At 68.6% G+C, this 14,209-nt stretch carries 15 protein-coding genes; 7 read left to right on the top strand and 8 right to left on the bottom strand.

Going from position 1 to position 14,209, the window contains the following annotated elements; all coding sequences use genetic code 11:
* The first annotated feature begins 46 nt into the window (after positions 1–46).
* Positions 47–580 carry a hypothetical protein gene (locus M8H82_RS10520; RefSeq protein ID WP_250072465.1) on the top strand — a complete coding sequence of 178 codons (534 nt, stop codon included), beginning with the start codon at positions 47–49 and terminating at the stop codon, positions 578–580.
* A gap of 13 nt (positions 581–593) precedes the next feature.
* On the opposite strand, the gene M8H82_RS10515 is transcribed toward M8H82_RS10520, so the two are convergent.
* The 6 genes from M8H82_RS10515 to M8H82_RS10490 all read right to left on the bottom strand — a co-directional run bounded on the left by M8H82_RS10515 (position 594) and on the right by M8H82_RS10490 (position 4,265).
* A complete protein-coding gene (locus M8H82_RS10515; protein ID WP_250072463.1) occupies positions 594–1,097 on the bottom strand; it encodes a DUF6098 family protein in 504 nt (167 codons plus the stop codon).
* Positions 1,081–1,341: a DUF5133 domain-containing protein gene (locus M8H82_RS10510; protein WP_250072461.1), complete on the bottom strand. Its 261-nt coding sequence runs from the start codon at positions 1,339–1,341 to the stop codon at positions 1,081–1,083. The genes M8H82_RS10515 and M8H82_RS10510 overlap by 17 nt, the downstream gene beginning before the upstream one ends.
* Before the next feature lie 125 nt (positions 1,342–1,466).
* On the bottom strand, positions 1,467–1,883 hold the full coding sequence (locus M8H82_RS10505; protein WP_250072460.1) for a CBS domain-containing protein: 417 nt from the start codon (positions 1,881–1,883) through the stop codon (positions 1,467–1,469).
* Positions 1,884–2,124: 241 nt separating this feature from the next.
* Positions 2,125–2,376: a hypothetical protein gene (locus M8H82_RS10500; protein ID WP_250072454.1), complete on the bottom strand. Its 252-nt coding sequence runs from the start codon at positions 2,374–2,376 to the stop codon at positions 2,125–2,127.
* A gap of 89 nt (positions 2,377–2,465) precedes the next feature.
* Entirely contained in the window at positions 2,466–3,053 is a 588-nt protein-coding gene (locus M8H82_RS10495) for a hemerythrin domain-containing protein (RefSeq protein WP_250072452.1), read from the bottom strand.
* A 12-nt stretch (positions 3,054–3,065) separates the two neighbouring features.
* Positions 3,066–4,265 (bottom strand): hypothetical protein, encoded by a 1,200-nt coding sequence (locus M8H82_RS10490; protein WP_250072450.1) that lies wholly within the window; start codon positions 4,263–4,265, stop codon positions 3,066–3,068.
* 529 nt (positions 4,266–4,794) lie between these two features.
* Here M8H82_RS10490 and M8H82_RS10485 point away from each other — a divergent pair.
* Both M8H82_RS10485 and M8H82_RS10480 read left to right on the top strand, forming a co-directional pair.
* A complete protein-coding gene (locus M8H82_RS10485) occupies positions 4,795–5,148 on the top strand; it encodes an STAS domain-containing protein (protein ID WP_250072448.1) in 354 nt (117 codons plus the stop codon).
* Between the two features lie 78 nt (positions 5,149–5,226).
* Entirely contained in the window at positions 5,227–5,634 is a 408-nt protein-coding gene (locus tag M8H82_RS10480) for a DUF3224 domain-containing protein (RefSeq protein ID WP_250072446.1), read from the top strand.
* 94 nt (positions 5,635–5,728) lie between these two features.
* Here the strand turns inward: M8H82_RS10480 and M8H82_RS10475 are convergent, their stop codons facing one another.
* Positions 5,729–5,899: a hydrophobic protein gene (locus tag M8H82_RS10475; protein WP_250072443.1), complete on the bottom strand. Its 171-nt coding sequence runs from the start codon at positions 5,897–5,899 to the stop codon at positions 5,729–5,731.
* A 258-nt stretch (positions 5,900–6,157) separates the two neighbouring features.
* Between M8H82_RS10475 and M8H82_RS10470 the strand changes: the two genes are divergently transcribed.
* Positions 6,158–7,339, top strand: coding sequence for a phospholipase D-like domain-containing protein (locus tag M8H82_RS10470; RefSeq protein ID WP_250072533.1), 1,182 nt, complete (start codon positions 6,158–6,160; stop codon positions 7,337–7,339).
* A gap of 105 nt (positions 7,340–7,444) precedes the next feature.
* Here M8H82_RS10470 and M8H82_RS10465 read toward each other — a convergent pair whose 3' ends face one another.
* Complete coding sequence (locus M8H82_RS10465; RefSeq protein ID WP_250072441.1) at positions 7,445–7,867, bottom strand: ATP-binding protein; 423 nt, start codon at positions 7,865–7,867, stop codon at positions 7,445–7,447.
* Positions 7,868–8,183: 316 nt separating this feature from the next.
* Between M8H82_RS10465 and M8H82_RS10460 the strand changes: the two genes are divergently transcribed.
* From M8H82_RS10460 to M8H82_RS10450, 3 genes are all read left to right on the top strand, one after another.
* On the top strand, positions 8,184–8,501 hold the full coding sequence (locus M8H82_RS10460; RefSeq protein WP_250072439.1) for an STAS domain-containing protein: 318 nt from the start codon (positions 8,184–8,186) through the stop codon (positions 8,499–8,501).
* Positions 8,498–9,430, top strand: coding sequence for an anti-sigma factor RsbA family regulatory protein (locus M8H82_RS10455; RefSeq protein ID WP_250072437.1), 933 nt, complete (start codon positions 8,498–8,500; stop codon positions 9,428–9,430). The genes M8H82_RS10460 and M8H82_RS10455 overlap by 4 nt, the downstream gene beginning before the upstream one ends.
* Before the next feature lie 466 nt (positions 9,431–9,896).
* The gene (locus M8H82_RS10450; protein ID WP_250072435.1) at positions 9,897–14,165 is read left to right on the top strand and encodes a HAMP domain-containing protein; all 4,269 of its coding nucleotides are present in this window, start codon (positions 9,897–9,899) and stop codon (positions 14,163–14,165) included.
* The last annotated feature ends 44 nt before the right edge of the window (positions 14,166–14,209 follow it).

Below are 14,209 nucleotides of genomic sequence, written 5' to 3'. Positions count from 1 at the left end.
GCCGGTGGGCAGGTGGGATCGCGGAGCCGTGGGTACTCGCCGCTGCATGATGAAGCGCGCACTGTGGCAGGGAGTGGTGGCCGGCACGGCCGGGGTGCTGGTGATGACGCTGGGCGAGAAGGCGGAGCAGCGGCTGACGGGGCGCCGTGACTCCCACGTGCCCGCCCGGACCCTGGAACGGCTGACCGGCATGCGGGATTATCCCGGGCGCCAGCCGGTGCCGGTGAACCTGGCCATGCACGCGGGGCAGGGTGTCCTCTTCGGTGTGCTGCGGTCGGTGATGTCGCACGTCGGGCTGCGCGGTCCCTGGGCTTCGGGGAAGTTCGCCGTCGTCCGGCTCACCAGCGACCAGATCCTGGAGAACGCCACCGGTGTGGGCGCGCCGCCCCAGACGTGGCCGCGCGGCGAACTCGTCGTCGACCTGCTGCACAAGACGGTGTACGCCTTCGCAACGGGTGCCGTCGCCGATGCCTTGGCCGCTCGTTCAGGTCCCGGACCCGGGCAGCGCCACGCGGCCATGCGCCCCGGTCGGCGGCCGGATGTGGGCCCGCTGCCTCGCGACCAGGCCCGCAGGCGGTAGCGCCCTCCGAGCGCTACCGGCGGTCCTGCCTCCTCGCCGACGGCTGCAGGGAGGAGGGGGACTCCTCTTCGGGCTCGACTCGGTCGAGTGTGCCCCAGCGCCCGGGCTGTTCGGTGATGATGCGGCAGGCGTCCGTGATCACCTCGTCGGCGATCCAGCCGAGGGGTTCGATCTCCGTCACCAGCGGTTCGTTGTCCGGTCCGCGTCCCGTCTCACAGCCGTGCAGGACCCAGGGCCGGGTGCGGGCGTCCTTGACGCGCGGCAGGTGGCAGTAGTCGTACAACCGACGGGCGACCCAGATCCGCACGGGCCGCTTGCCCCACCAGTCCTCGAGGTCGAGCGGGTTGGCCGACAGCCCCGGGAGCTTGATCCCGGTCAGTTCGTCCGTGCTGCTCGGATTCGGGAGGTCACTCGCCGGCCCGTGGGACCAGCGCACGTAGAGGCCGCGGCGGTGGGTGATGAGCCGGGTGAGCTCATCGAGGCTGCTGAAGGTCGGCAGGTCAGTGGTCTTGGTCATGGCGCTCGTGGACCGTTGCCGGGGCAGTCAGGCAGCAGTCGTCGGTTCGGGCCCCGGGCAGCCGGTGGCGGGCGGCGACAAGGGCGGCGGGAAGATCACGGGGGCCGGTGGACATCCACAGCGGGTCGGCGACGTCAGCCGTACGCCGACGCGCTGCCCGGGTGCCGATGTCGGCGCTCGGGCTGTGCAGCGTCTCGTACTGCTCGTCGAGACTCGTCAGCACGACGGGGTGCGCCAAGAGCATCAGGAGCCTCCCTCGTCACCGTCGCTCACCTGGGTCATACACCGGCCCGGGTGCCCCCGGGCCCCGGCCGCCAATCCGGTGCCATCCACCGCAGCGGCCGCGGGCCCGGGCAACCGTCTTTCGACTCAGTCGGTCGACAGGGCCTGGAGCAGGTCACCGACCTTGGGGTCGGGCAGCGAGCGGGCGACGTCGGCCTGGGCGACCATGCCGACCAGGTCGTGACCGTCGATCACCGGCAGACGGCGCACCTTGTGCTCCGTCATGGTGCGCAGGATCTCCTCCACGTCGTCGTCGGCGCCGATGGTCACGGCTTCGCCCTGCGCCAGCTCGCCGGCCTTGCAGGTCGCCGGGTCCTTGCCCGCGCCGAGGACCTTCACGACGACGTCCCGGTCGGTCAGTACGCCCTTGAGCTTGTTGTCCGTGCCGCAGATCGGCAGGGCACCGACGCCGAGATCCTTCATCTTGCGGGCCGCGTCCAGGACCGTCTCCTCGGCCCCGATGCACTCGGCCCCGCCCGTCATGATGTCCCGCGCCTTCGTCATCGGATGATTCACTCCCTGTGGGTGAAAGCCGTCCCCGACTGTCGCGTCGGCGAACGGTCGCATTGGGTGGTCGGGGGTTGGGTTCCCCACTGCAACCGGCTATAACGTTTGCCGTGGCCCGAACTCACCGTTCTGGCAGCGGCACGCGGACCGCTCCTTGGGGGCACCGGCATGTGCTGTCACCTGCTGGTACGGAGTGACAGCTTCAGGTGCCCACATGCCGCGTCGGCGCGTGGTGGTGTCAGGCGCCGAGTTTGTCGGCGGCGTCCTGCAAAGCAGCCGAAAGGCGCGTGACGTCCGCCTCGGCGGGTGATGGTGTGCCCATCCGCTCCACCAGCTCCGCCCGGGAGATCAGCACGGCTGCCCCGCGGTACTGCTCGCTGCCGAGGTCAGCCTGCTCGACTACCTGAGCGCGGCCCTTCAGGAGCACCACGACCGTATCGTTCGAAGGAGCGTCCAGGAGCTCCCTGACCAGCGCTTCATCGATCCTCATGCACTCTCTCCCTGATGCTGCCGTCCGCGGAGTGCGTGACCGGGGCCGAGCAGGGGCCCGCCCGGCCCCGGGTCACGGCTGTTGCGGGCCTACTTGCCCATGGCCTGGCGCACGGCGTCCTTGGTGCGGTCCATCAGGGCCGCGACGGGGCCCAGGGCCATGTTCTTCGCCCCGGATTCGACGCCCGGGTGAGGCCGGGTGGGCGCCATCGCCTCGGCTGCCTTGACGGCCTTGGCCATCGCGGCGAGATTGCCGGCGTCGGTGCTGCGGCGGATGTGCGTGAACTCGTAGCGCTCCTCCGCCCGGGCGTGTTCCTGGACGTCCCTGCGCAGCTTCAGCAGCTGAGGCATGAACTTCGGATCGTTCGTGTCCAGCTCGTCCAGGGCGGCCAACGTCTCCTTGGCCGCCTTCTCCTCGGCGAGACGGTCCTTCACCACCTGCTCGCCTCCGGGCAGACTCTTCCGGGCGAAGGGGTGGACGACCTCTTCCTCGGCGGTCTCGTGCACGGCCAGCAGGCGCACCAGCCGGCGGAAGGCGTCCCGGCGTTCCTCACCCGTGGATGCCTCGACCTCGTCGAAGAGATTGCGGATGTCACCGTGCTGGCGCATCAGCAGCGCTACTACGTCGTCGTCCTTGGCCTGGTCGTCCCCGGCGTGCGGGGTGTGCAGCTCGGTCATGTCAGCCCTTCCCTACTTCTCGCGCTGCGCGGGGTCGGGGTGCTCACCCTCGGTCTGGACGCGGTACTCGCGACCGAACATCTCGTCGTGCTGGGTGATGACCCGGTCGCTCGGCGGTGCCTCGCCGCCGTGGATCTGCTCCTGCATCTTCTCGAACCGCTCGTGCGCCTCACGGACGTAGCCGGCGCCCAGCGTGGTCAGGTCCATCTGGGTGTCGAGCAGTTCGCGCACGTAGGCCTTGTTCGGCTCGAAGGTCAGCACGTTGGGCAGCTCGGGGGCGAGCACGGAGGCGGGGTCGCGGCCGTCGTGGCGGCGCATCAGGTCGCAGGCGGCGTGCAGGTGCTCCAGCTCCATGTTCAGGTGCAGCTCCCAGATCGCCTTGACCTTCGGGTCGCTCTCCTGCTCCATGAAGGAGTAGTACAGGTAGCACTCGTTGTACTCGTGGTTGACGAGCTGCTCCCACCACGTCTCCCCCGGGTCCACCAAGGACTCGTAGTGGGTGACGTGCTCCTCCTCGATCAGCCCGATCTCCTGGTAGAGCTGACGGGCGATCGGCTCCATGTAGGTGGGGCCGGTGTTCATGTAGAAGTTCATGGTCTGCTGCTCCGCCGCCATGATCGTCAGCGCGTGCAGCTTCGACAGCGGATTCGTCTCGTCCTTGGCGTACGGGTCGCGGACATTGTCGACCGGATCGCGGTGGTGGAACCGGGTGGGTCGGCCGGGCATGACCTCGGTCAGGTTGTCGACGATCGACTCGGCCTTGCGGTGCTCGATCATCTCGTACAGGTTCGCGTACCGGTACAGGTGGTCGAAGTCCTCCAGCACGCCGAACTGGTACGCCTGCTTCAGGTACGGGTCCGGCTCCATCCGCGCCACCCACGCCGTCAGGTCCACGGCTACCTGCTCGTAGGCGATGGTCGTCTCCAGCACCGAGGAGACACCGGGGAGCAGCCAGTTCACCACCTTCTGCTGCTGCGCCTCGATGTAGCGCACCCGCGCCAGCTGCCGCTTGACCTCGGGGTCGACGGTGTTGCGGGCGAGCTGGTGGCTGAAGAGGATCGCCTCCACCTCGATCCCGTTCATCGCGATGATGCGACAGCGGGTGTACGGGTCGCAGTGGTCCGGGTCGATGGGATCCACGTTGAGCTCACGCCAGCTCCGCAGCTGGCGGTCCAGCGGGATGCCCCGCTGTTCCAGAGGATTGAACGTCATGGGGGGTTCCTCCTGATGACGAGGGGACTCGCGCGCCCCTGGGGTACCCCGTTCTGGGCGACGAGCACAGAGGTGGTTCTCAGTCTGTTCACGGGGGGCGCTTTCCAGCCACCGCTCTCACCCGCGAGCCGCCGGGTTCCCCCTGGCGGGTCAACCGGGGGTGCATGCCGTGCGGATCGGCGCGGGGTGCCCGGGCCGAGCCCGGACGGTGATTCCCCGCACGTTCGCGCCCGGGCCAGGCGGATCGCCGGACGGCCACCGCATCAGATCGGAGGTCGGCTACGACCGCGGTGCGGTGCAGAACCGGGTCTACGGAGCGCTGCAGTGCGGGACGTGGACACCGCGGTCGCTCCACTGATTCATGCCCTCCCGGAAGCCGCAGTCGGCCACTGTTACTTGACCTACAGCAAGCACCCAGGCTCCTGGGCAACCTAGCCTGCCACCTGATTGATACCGTGGTGCCACGTACTTTGCGCGGGTGGTGGTATTCGTAGCGATGAGGGCCCATTGCGGGCAGACAGGAGGCGGTATGAGCCAGGCACGCTTGACCGTTTCCCAGCGCACCACCGCTGGCGTTCACGTCCTCGACCTGGCCGGAGAGATCGACCACACCACGGCCGACACCTTCCGCCAGGCGCTCACCACCGATGACGGCTCCGCCCGGTACACGGTCATCGACTTTCGTGACGTCACCTTCATGGACTCCAGCGGCATCAACGTCCTCGTCGTCGCGAACAACGCGGCCCGGGAGTGTGGCGGCTGGCTCCGCTTGGCCCACGTTCCCCCGCCCGTGCTCCAGGTCCTGCGCATCGTCGGCCTCGACGACGTCATTCCGCTGTACCCCACTGTCGATCAGGCCATCGCCCCGGACAGCGCCGCCTGATACCCGCCCTCTGCTCGATCCGGCAGGTGACGAGGTCCAGCCGGAGCCGTTGTCAGTGGGGCGCCCTAGGATCCGGGGATGCGAGCTTCGGGAACATTCAAGGTGGCCGACTTCACGCCGGTCCCGGCGCACAATCCACAGATCCAGACCGCCGTCCCCGTCGGTGTGGCCACGATGGACAAGACATACGAGGGCGAAGTGGTCGGGCGCTCGGCGACCGTGTTCACGTCCGCGTTCAACGAGTCGTCCGGCGTGGGCTCCTACGTCGCCATGGAGTCCTTCGACGGGGCGCTCAACGGCCGGGCAGGCTCTTTCAACTTCGCCCACTCGAAAACGACTTTGGGCGAGAGCCCGCAGGACGAGTTCTTCGTCATCGTTCCGGGCAGCGGAACGAGCGAGCTGACAGGGATCAGCGGGACCGGAGGCATCAAGGTCGATGCGGACGGTACACATCGCATCTGGTTCGACTACGAACTCGACCAGTAATGCAGCACATCAGACGCGAAATTCCCTGAGAGAGCACAGGCGGGCTGGGCCAGAGAATTTCTCTGGCCCAGCCCGCCTGCTCATCTAGTGCTGACTACCAGCGGTACCAGCGACCCCGACGGCCGCTGCTGGCATGGGGCCGCATAACGAACCCCAGCAACCACACCACGAGAACGACGACCGCTATCAGCCACAATGCCTTGAGAGCGAAGCCGGCGCCGAAAAGAAGAAGTGCCAGAAGCAGAACAAGAAGCAGGGGAACCATTTTTATCGACCTCCGCAGAAACATGTGCCCGGCCTATGACGTGGCATGCATACGAGTTCCCGGGTTTGATCCCTCTGCCGTGCGGTATATGGTGCGCCGCTACTCTTCTTCGGATCCGCCGCGACCGGCACTGTCCCGGTTCACTCTGTCTGTGTACAGTCGGCTCGCCTCGGCGGGTGCCGGACGCACGGGGCGGCCTTTCTCAACCGGCGAGGAGAAGCCGTGACCAGCACACCCACCGAGTCGGAAGGGTCCCGAGTGACAGCCGCGCCGTCCTTGTCACCGACGGAGCACAAGCAGCGGATCCGGCGCCGCCTGGAGCGACTGATCGGCATCGCCGCCACCGAAGGCAACACCCTGCTGCCCCTGCGTAACGGGGACGAGATCTTCGCGGCAATGCTCAGGAGCATCCGCAGCGCCCAACACACCGTCGACATGATGACGTACGTGTACTGGCGTGGAGATATAGCCCGCCAGTTCGCCGAGGCGCTGGCTGACCGGGCTCACAACGGCGTGCGGGTGCGACTGCTGCTGGACGGTTTCGGCAGTCGGCAGATTGAACGGAATCTACTGGACCTGATGGACCGGGCCGGCGTCGAAGTCGCGTGGTTCCGTAAGCCCTTGTATCTCAACCCGTTCAAGCAGAACCACCGCTGCCATCGCAAGGTGGTTGTCGTGGACGAGGAGACAGCGTTCACCGGTGGGGTGGGTATAGCCGAGGAATGGTGCGGAGACGCTCGTAATGAACATGAATGGCGCGACACCCACGTTCAGGTACGCGGACCCGCGGTGGACGGCATAGCCGCCGCATTCGCTCAGAACTGGGCCGAATGCCACGACACCCTCTTCGACACGCACGACCGTTTCAGCGACCACGCGCCGGAGGGCGACGCCGTGGTCCAGGTCGTCCGCGGCTCGGCCAGCCTCGGCTGGCAGGACATGCAGACGCTGCTGCGCGTCATGATCGAATGCGCCCAGCAGCAATTCCGTCTGGCCACCGCGTACTTCGCCCCCGACGCCTACTTCATCGACCTGCTGTGCGCGGCCGCCCGACGCGGCGTCGAGGTGGAGATCCTGCTGCCCGGCCCCCACACCGACAAGCGCGTCTGCCAGCTGGCCGGCCAGCACTTCTACGAAGACCTGCTCGCCTGCGGGGTGCGCATCTTCGAGTACCAGCCGACGATGATGCACGCCAAGGTCATCACCGTCGACCAGGTCGCCGCCCTGATCGGCTCCACCAACTTCAACCGCCGCTCCCTGGATCACGACGAAGAAGTCATGCTCGCCGTGCTCGACGAGGACTTCGCCGCCACCCTCAACCGGCACTTCGACGAGGACCTGCAGGTCAGTGAGCGGATCGAGAAGGGCCGTTGGAGCCGCCGCTCCGCCGCGCGGCGGCTGGGGGAAGCGGCCGTCGCCCCCATCCGCCGCTTCCTGTAGCCGGCGGGCAGAGTGCGGATGCCCACCCGGGCGTCACCTGGCCGAGCCCCGGCCCATCGGGGTGGGCAGCGCAAGTCGTCGTTCCGTGCGGCGAGTCGGCGCCGCTCAGCGGGCGTCCTCGGCCGCCTGCGGCGGATGGAAGCAGGCGGTGACAGCTTTGCCGTCGGGGCAGGGACGGGCTTCCCACTCGTCGGCCAGGGCGTCCACCAGGAACATGCCCCGCCCGCCGAGACGGTCGCCGCTGGGCGTGCGTGGGGTGGGCAGGGCGGCGTCGTCGTCGTGCACGGTGACGTGCAGGCACCGGCCGTCCCAGGCCAGCACGAGCCGAGCGGTGGAGTGCGCGTGGACGTGGGCGTTGGTGACCAGTTCCGACACGGTCAGCAGCACGTCGTCCATGGTCTGGGGGGCGCTGTGCGCCCAGCCGAGCGTCTGCAGGTGCTCGCGTGCCCAGTCACGCGCCGCCTTCGGGCCGGTGTTCATGGGCAGCGAGCGTGCCCAGCCCACCGCTCGCAGCGACGATTCATCCACTATGACCCCTCCTTGCAACGGAACCCGTTGTGCCCTGTCGCGGGTACCCGCTGTATACGTGCTGACGCGAGGAGCCACGCTTTGGACCGGTTTTGAGTCGGTGGCCGCAGGGCGAGGGCGGCGGTGCCGACCCCGGCACGCGCACCCGGCAGCCGGGCACGTGCCCACCCGGGCGACTGGAGCGCCCTATAGGCTAAGGGCCCAGAAGGCTTGCTGCTGCCCGTACTGTGGAAGGGGCAGCCGACGAGTTGCTGTCGGTGGGTGAAGGAGACCGAGCGTGCATGGCCCACATGTGGTGGGAAAGGCCGGTCCTGCGATGCCAGGGAGGGTCACGTTGGAGGTGAGCCCGTTGACCGGTCGTTCCGGTATACGTGCCCGCGGTGAGATCAGCGCGCTCACCCGCCCTGCTTGGGAGCAGGCGCTGTCCGACCTGGCCCGGCAGCATGCGGACGTCTCCTACCTGGAGCTGTCCGATGTGGTCTTCATCGATGTGGCCGGGGTGACGGCGCTGGCGGTCACCGCCCTGAACCTGCCCGACGGGCGGGTGGTTGTCGAGCAACCGCCGCCCCAGCTGCCGTCGGTACTGGCCATGTTCTGGCCCGGCCTGAACCAGATCGAGGTGGCGCCGCGATGAGTCCGGTGCAGGCCAGCGAAGCCTTTGTGCATCCCGCGCTGTTCTACCGCGGCGAGCAGGAGTACACGCAGCAGACGGTGTCGTTCCTCAAGGAGGGGCTGGCGAACGGCGAGCCGATGGCCGTCGCGGTGCCCGGCCCCAACCTGGAGCTGATCAAGAACGGGCTGGGCGCGGACGCCGAGGGCGTCCTGTTCCTGGACATGACCGAGGCCGGCCGTAACCCTGGGCGGATCATCCCCAGGGTGCTGCGCGGATTCGCTGACGCCCACCCCAAGGGTCGGGTGCGGATCATCGGGGAGCCGATCTGGGCCGGGCGCAGCGCGGTGGAATACCCGGCGTGCGCGCAGCACGAGGCGTTGATCAACGCCGCGTTCGAGGGCCGGGCGGTGACCATCCTGTGCCCCTACGACGAGGCACGGCTGGATCCCGAGGTGATCGCCGATGCACGGATCACCCACCCCACCCTCATCAGCGGTGACGGGCGCGAGGAGACCAGCGACGCCTACGACTGGGAAGCGGTCGTCTCCCGCTACAACCAGGCGCTGACGCCCGTGCCGGACGCCGCCGTCTTCTCCTATGAGGCCGAGGAGCTTCCGGCGGTCCGCAAGTTCGGCGTCGCTCAGGCGGCTCGGCTGGGCGTGGCCGGGGAGCGGCTGATGGATGCGGAGCTGGTGATCGCGGAGCTGACGACGAACAGCGTGGTGCACGGCGGTGGCCGAGGAACGCTGGCGGTCTGGGCCGAGCAGGAGCAGGTCGTGATCGAGGTCCGCGATGCGGGACGGCTGACCGACCCCTTGGCCGGCCGCCGCCCGGCGCAGCACGGCAAGCCCGGAGGGCGAGGGCTGCTGCTGGTCCACTACGTCGCCGACCTGGTGCGCCTGCACACCGCCGACGAGGGCACGACCGTCCGCGTGTACGTCAGCGTGTGACGCTGGCGAGGGCGGGCACCGGCCCGGGTGGCCGGCCGCCCCGCCTGCTTGCCGGTTCGGCGAGAAGGAAGTGAGCGCCGCCCCAAGGCGGCGCGGCGCCTTGAAGGCGTAGCAGTGGGACGGTCGGAACAGGGACTGCCCCGTGCGAGTCGGCGGCTCCGTCACTGTCCGCAAGCAGGCGCTGCCGCCATGCTACGAAGACGCATTCCATGCCTGAAAAATCGAGTCAAGTACCCATGTTGGGCTCGGCCATGCACGTTCCGAGCCGTCCGCATTCCTTCGGTTCCCGGCCGGGTCCGACGCTTTGTTCCGCGCCGGTAATCTGGGTTAGCCTGCGGCGTGTTTTTCTCGTTGCGTACTTCCGTGAACTGCGGAACTGCACGCACGACGGCCGAGCCGCCGATCGGTTCGGGGGGTTCCGAGTTCTCGGTGACGAGGACTCCTGGGGAGCGGAACGAGGGTACGCATGACGAGCAACAGCGCGGTCGCCGAGGTCTCGAAGGGTGATCAGGAGCTGCGGCGGCTCCTGGCGGGTCTGACGGCCGTACGGGACGGGGATTTCGGTACCCGTCTGCCGGTCGACGCCGACGGCCTCATGGGCGACATCGCCAAGGTCTTCAACGGCATGGTCGACCAGTTGTCCGTGTTCACGTCCGAGGTGACCCGGGTGGCCCGCGAGGTGGGCACCGAGGGGACGCTCGGCGGTCAGGCGGAGGTCCCGGGCGTCTCGGGCACCTGGGCCGATCTGACGGACTCGGTGAACGCCATGGCGGGCAACCTGACCACCCAGGTCCGCGACATCGCGCAGGTGGCCACGGCGGTCGCCAAGGGTGATCTCTCCCAGAAGATCGACGTGCCCGCACGCGGCGAGATCCTGCAGCTGAAGGAGACCGTCAACACGATGGTCGACCAGCTGTCCGCCTTCGCCGACGAGGTCACCCGCGTCGCCCGCGAGGTCGGCAGCGAGGGACGCCTCGGCGGACAGGCCCAGGTGCCGGGTGTGGCCGGTGTCTGGCGCGACCTCACCGACTCCGTCAACCACATGGCGGGCAACCTCACCAGCCAGGTCCGCTCCATCGCCCAGGTGACCACGGCGGTGGCCCAGGGCGACCTCTCCCAGAAGATCACCGTCGATGCCCGCGGCGAGATCCTCGAACTCAAGAGCACCATCAACACGATGGTCGACCAACTCTCCGCCTTCGCCGACGAGGTCACCCGCGTCGCCCGCGAAGTCGGCACCGAAGGACGCCTTGGCGGACAGGCGGACGTCAAGGGCGTCAAGGGCACCTGGCGCGATCTGACCGACTCCGTGAACTTCATGGCGGGCAATCTCACCGGCCAGGTCCGCAACATCGCGCTGGTGGCGACCGCGGTGGCCAAGGGTGATCTCTCCCAGAAGATCACCGTGGATGCCCGCGGCGAGATCCTGGAGCTGAAGAGCACCATCAACACGATGGTCGACCAGCTCTCCGCCTTCGCCGACGAGGTCACCCGCGTCGCCCGCGAGGTCGGCACCGAAGGACGCCTCGGCGGGCAGGCCCAGGTGCGGGGCGTGTCGGGGACCTGGAAGGACCTCACCGACAACGTCAACGTCATGGCCTCCAACCTGACCGGCCAGGTCCGCTCCATCGCCCAGGTCGCCACCGCCGTGGCGCGCGGTGACCTGTCGCAGCGCATCACGGTCGAGGCCAAGGGCGAGGTCGCGGCCCTGGCGGACGTCATCAACACGATGGTCGACACCCTGTCGGCCTTCGCTGACGAGGTCACCCGCGTCGCCCGCGAGGTCGGCACCGAAGGACGCCTCGGCGGCCAGGCGCACGTGCCGAACGTCGCGGGCACCTGGAAGGACCTCACCGACAACGTCAACTCCATGGCCAACAACCTCACCGGCCAGGTGCGCAACATCGCGCTCGTGACGACCGCGGTGGCCAAGGGTGACCTGTCGAAGAAGATCGACGTCGACGCCCGCGGCGAGATCCTCGAACTGAAGACGACGATCAACACGATGGTCGACCAGCTCTCCGCCTTCGCCGACGAGGTCACCCGCGTCGCCCGCGAGGTCGGCACCGAGGGCCGTCTCGGCGGCCAGGCCGAGGTGGAGGGCGTCTCGGGCACCTGGAAGCGCCTGACGGAGAACGTCAACGAGCTGGCCGGGAATCTCACCCGGCAGGTGCGCGCGATCGCCGAGGTCACCAGCGCCGTGGCGGAGGGCGACTTGACGCGCTCGATCAACGTCGAGGCCTCCGGCGAGGTCGCCGAGCTCAAGGACAACATCAACTCGATGGTGGAGTCCCTGCGCGAAACCACCCGGGCCAACCAGGAGCAGGACTGGCTCAAGACGAACCTGGCCCGGATCTCGGGCCTGATGCAGGGCCACCGCGACCTGCCCGTGGTCGCCGAACTGATCATGGACGAGCTGGTTCCCCTGGTAGCAGCCCAGTACGGGGCCTTCTACCTGGCCGAGGACGGCGAAAAGGGCCCCCAGCTTCGGCTCGTCGGCTCCTACGGCTACCCGGAGGACGACGCCCGGCCCACGCGCATCGCCTTCGGCCGCACCCTGGTCGGGCAGGCAGCCCGTAGCCGGCGCACCATCACGGTGGATGACCTGCCGGCGGACTATGTGACCATCTCCTCGGGCCTGGGTCAGGTGGTGCCGACCGCACTGGTGCTGCTGCCCATTGTGGTCGAGGACCAGGTCCTCGGGGTCATCGAGCTGGCATCGGTCACCTCTTTCACACAGATCCAGCACGACTTCCTCGCACAGCTGATGGAGACCATCGGCGTCAACGTCAACACCATCGTGGCCAACGCGCGCACCGATGAACTGCTGGCCGAGTCGCAGCGCCTGACGGCCGAGCTCCAGGACCGGTCGGCGGAGTTGCAGGTGCAGCAGGAGGAACTGCAGCGTTCCAACGCCGACCTGGAGGAGAAGGCCTCGCTGCTGGCGGCGCAGAACCGGGACATCGAGGCGAAGAACCTGCAGATCGAGCAGGCACGGCAGGAACTGGAGACCCGCGCGCAGCAGCTGTCGCTGGCCTCGAAGTACAAGTCGGAGTTCCTGGCGAACATGAGCCACGAGCTGCGCACCCCGCTCAACAGCCTGCTCATCCTCGCCCAGCTGCTGGCCCAGAACCCGGCCCGCAACCTCACCCCGAAGCAGGTCGAGTACGCGCAGATCATCCACTCCGCGGGCTCGGACCTGCTGCAGCTGATCAGCGACATCCTCGACCTGTCGAAGGTCGAGGCCGGAAAGATGGACGTCACGCCCGAGCGGGTGGCGCTGCCGCAGCTCATCGAGTACGTCGAGGCCACCTTCCGGCCCATGACGACGCAGAAGAGCCTGGACTTCGCGGTGACGACCGCGCCCGGCGCGCCCGCGGACCTGTTCACGGACGACTCGCGGCTGCGCCAGGTGCTGCGCAACCTGTTGTCGAACGCCGTGAAGTTCACCGAGCGGGGCGGCGTGCAGCTGAGCATCGAACCGGCGGTGGACGACGAGGTGCCCGAGGGGGTGATCCGGGGCGGCGCCGTGGTGGCCTTCCGTGTGACGGACACCGGCATCGGCATCCCGGAGCAGCACCTGGAGACGATCTTCGGCGCGTTCCAGCAGGCGGACGGCACGACGAGCCGCAAGTACGGCGGCACCGGTCTGGGCCTGTCCATCACCCGGGAGATCGCCCATCTGCTCGGCGGCGCTGTCACCGTGCACAGCACGCCCGGTCAGGGCAGCACCTTCACGCTGTTCCTGCCGGTGGCCCGCCCTGACTTCCGGGAACTGCTCGAACACGGCGGAACCACGGAGCGGGTTCCGGACGAGTCGGTGCCCGAGGGTTTGTCACGCCCGGTGCAGGTGCCCCGCATCGGACCCGGGCCGCGGCCCCGGCGCCTGCTCGTCGTGGAGGACAGACCACGCGGCCTGCTGACCCTCGTGGCGGAGAGCGTGGTCGCGGACCTCGCACACGGCCGTGAAGACGGTGGACAGCGGCCCGCGGTCGAAATCATCACCGCTGTCGGGGCGCAGGAGGCGGCGGGCGCCCTGGCGGCCGACCCGTGCCACTGCGTCGTCCTGGAGCTGGGCACGCCGGACGGTGAGGCCTCCCGGTTCCTCGAGGCGCTGGAGGGTGACCCGGCGCTGGCGAGTGTTCCTGTGCTGGTGCACAGCGGTCATCGCACCGACCCGGTCCGGGAAGAGACGCTGCGGTCCCACTCGGCGGGCAGGGCACTCGAGTTCCTGTCCAGTCTCGACGAGCTGCGCGAGCGGATCGTCCTGCATCTGTCCGCCGAGGAGCCCGGGGACGTACTGTCCCTGGTCCGGGCCGAGGACTCGCGGCCTGTGCCGCCGCATCCCGTCGACGACGCGCCGGCCAACCGTACGGTCCTCGTCGTCGACGACGACGCGCGCAACCTCTTCGCGCTCAGCGGCATCCTGGAGCTGCACGGCTTCCGGGTCCTGCACGCCGAGAACGGGCGCCTGTGCATCGAGACGCTGGTGAACAACCCGGACGTCGCGCTCGTGCTCATGGACGTGATGATGCCGGAGATGGACGGCTACACCGCGACGGCCGAGATCCGCAAGATGCCGCAGTACGCGGAACTGCCCATCATCGCCGTCACGGCCAAGGCGATGCCCGGCGACCGGGAGAAGAGCCTCGCCTCGGGCGCCAGCGACTACGTCACCAAGCCCGTCGACACACGCGACCTCATCGCCTGTGTCCGGCGCTGGCTGCCCGTATGAGCACCCCGGCGTCCGTCCCGCACCCCTGTGGGACGGACGCCCCG

It is taken from the genome of Streptomyces sp. YS415, assembly GCF_023544665.1.
Taxonomy (GTDB): Bacteria; Actinomycetota; Actinomycetes; order Streptomycetales; family Streptomycetaceae; genus Streptomyces.
The sequence above is the reverse complement of the archived record's forward strand: the minus strand, read 5'-3'. Positions and strand labels throughout refer to the sequence as shown.

Bases quoted from the DNA above. Each gene is read 5' to 3' on its own strand.
- M8H82_RS10520 (WP_250072465.1), top strand. From the start codon at position 47: ATGATGAAGCGCGCACTGTGGCAGGGAGTGGTGGCCGGCACGGCCGGG.
- M8H82_RS10515 (WP_250072463.1), bottom strand. From the start codon at position 1,097: ATGACCAAGACCACTGACCTGCCGACCTTCAGCAGCCTCGATGAGCTC.
- M8H82_RS10510 (WP_250072461.1), bottom strand. From the start codon at position 1,341: ATGCTCTTGGCGCACCCCGTCGTGCTGACGAGTCTCGACGAGCAGTAC.
- M8H82_RS10505 (WP_250072460.1), bottom strand. From the start codon at position 1,883: ATGACGAAGGCGCGGGACATCATGACGGGCGGGGCCGAGTGCATCGGG.
- M8H82_RS10500 (WP_250072454.1), bottom strand. From the start codon at position 2,376: ATGAGGATCGATGAAGCGCTGGTCAGGGAGCTCCTGGACGCTCCTTCG.
- M8H82_RS10495 (WP_250072452.1), bottom strand. From the start codon at position 3,053: ATGACCGAGCTGCACACCCCGCACGCCGGGGACGACCAGGCCAAGGAC.
- M8H82_RS10490 (WP_250072450.1), bottom strand. From the start codon at position 4,265: ATGACGTTCAATCCTCTGGAACAGCGGGGCATCCCGCTGGACCGCCAG.
- M8H82_RS10485 (WP_250072448.1), top strand. From the start codon at position 4,795: ATGAGCCAGGCACGCTTGACCGTTTCCCAGCGCACCACCGCTGGCGTT.
- M8H82_RS10480 (WP_250072446.1), top strand. From the start codon at position 5,227: ATGCGAGCTTCGGGAACATTCAAGGTGGCCGACTTCACGCCGGTCCCG.
- M8H82_RS10475 (WP_250072443.1), bottom strand. From the start codon at position 5,899: ATGGTTCCCCTGCTTCTTGTTCTGCTTCTGGCACTTCTTCTTTTCGGC.
- M8H82_RS10460 (WP_250072439.1), top strand. From the start codon at position 8,184: ATGCCAGGGAGGGTCACGTTGGAGGTGAGCCCGTTGACCGGTCGTTCC.
- M8H82_RS10455 (WP_250072437.1), top strand. From the start codon at position 8,498: ATGAGTCCGGTGCAGGCCAGCGAAGCCTTTGTGCATCCCGCGCTGTTC.
- M8H82_RS10450 (WP_250072435.1), top strand. From the start codon at position 9,897: ATGACGAGCAACAGCGCGGTCGCCGAGGTCTCGAAGGGTGATCAGGAG.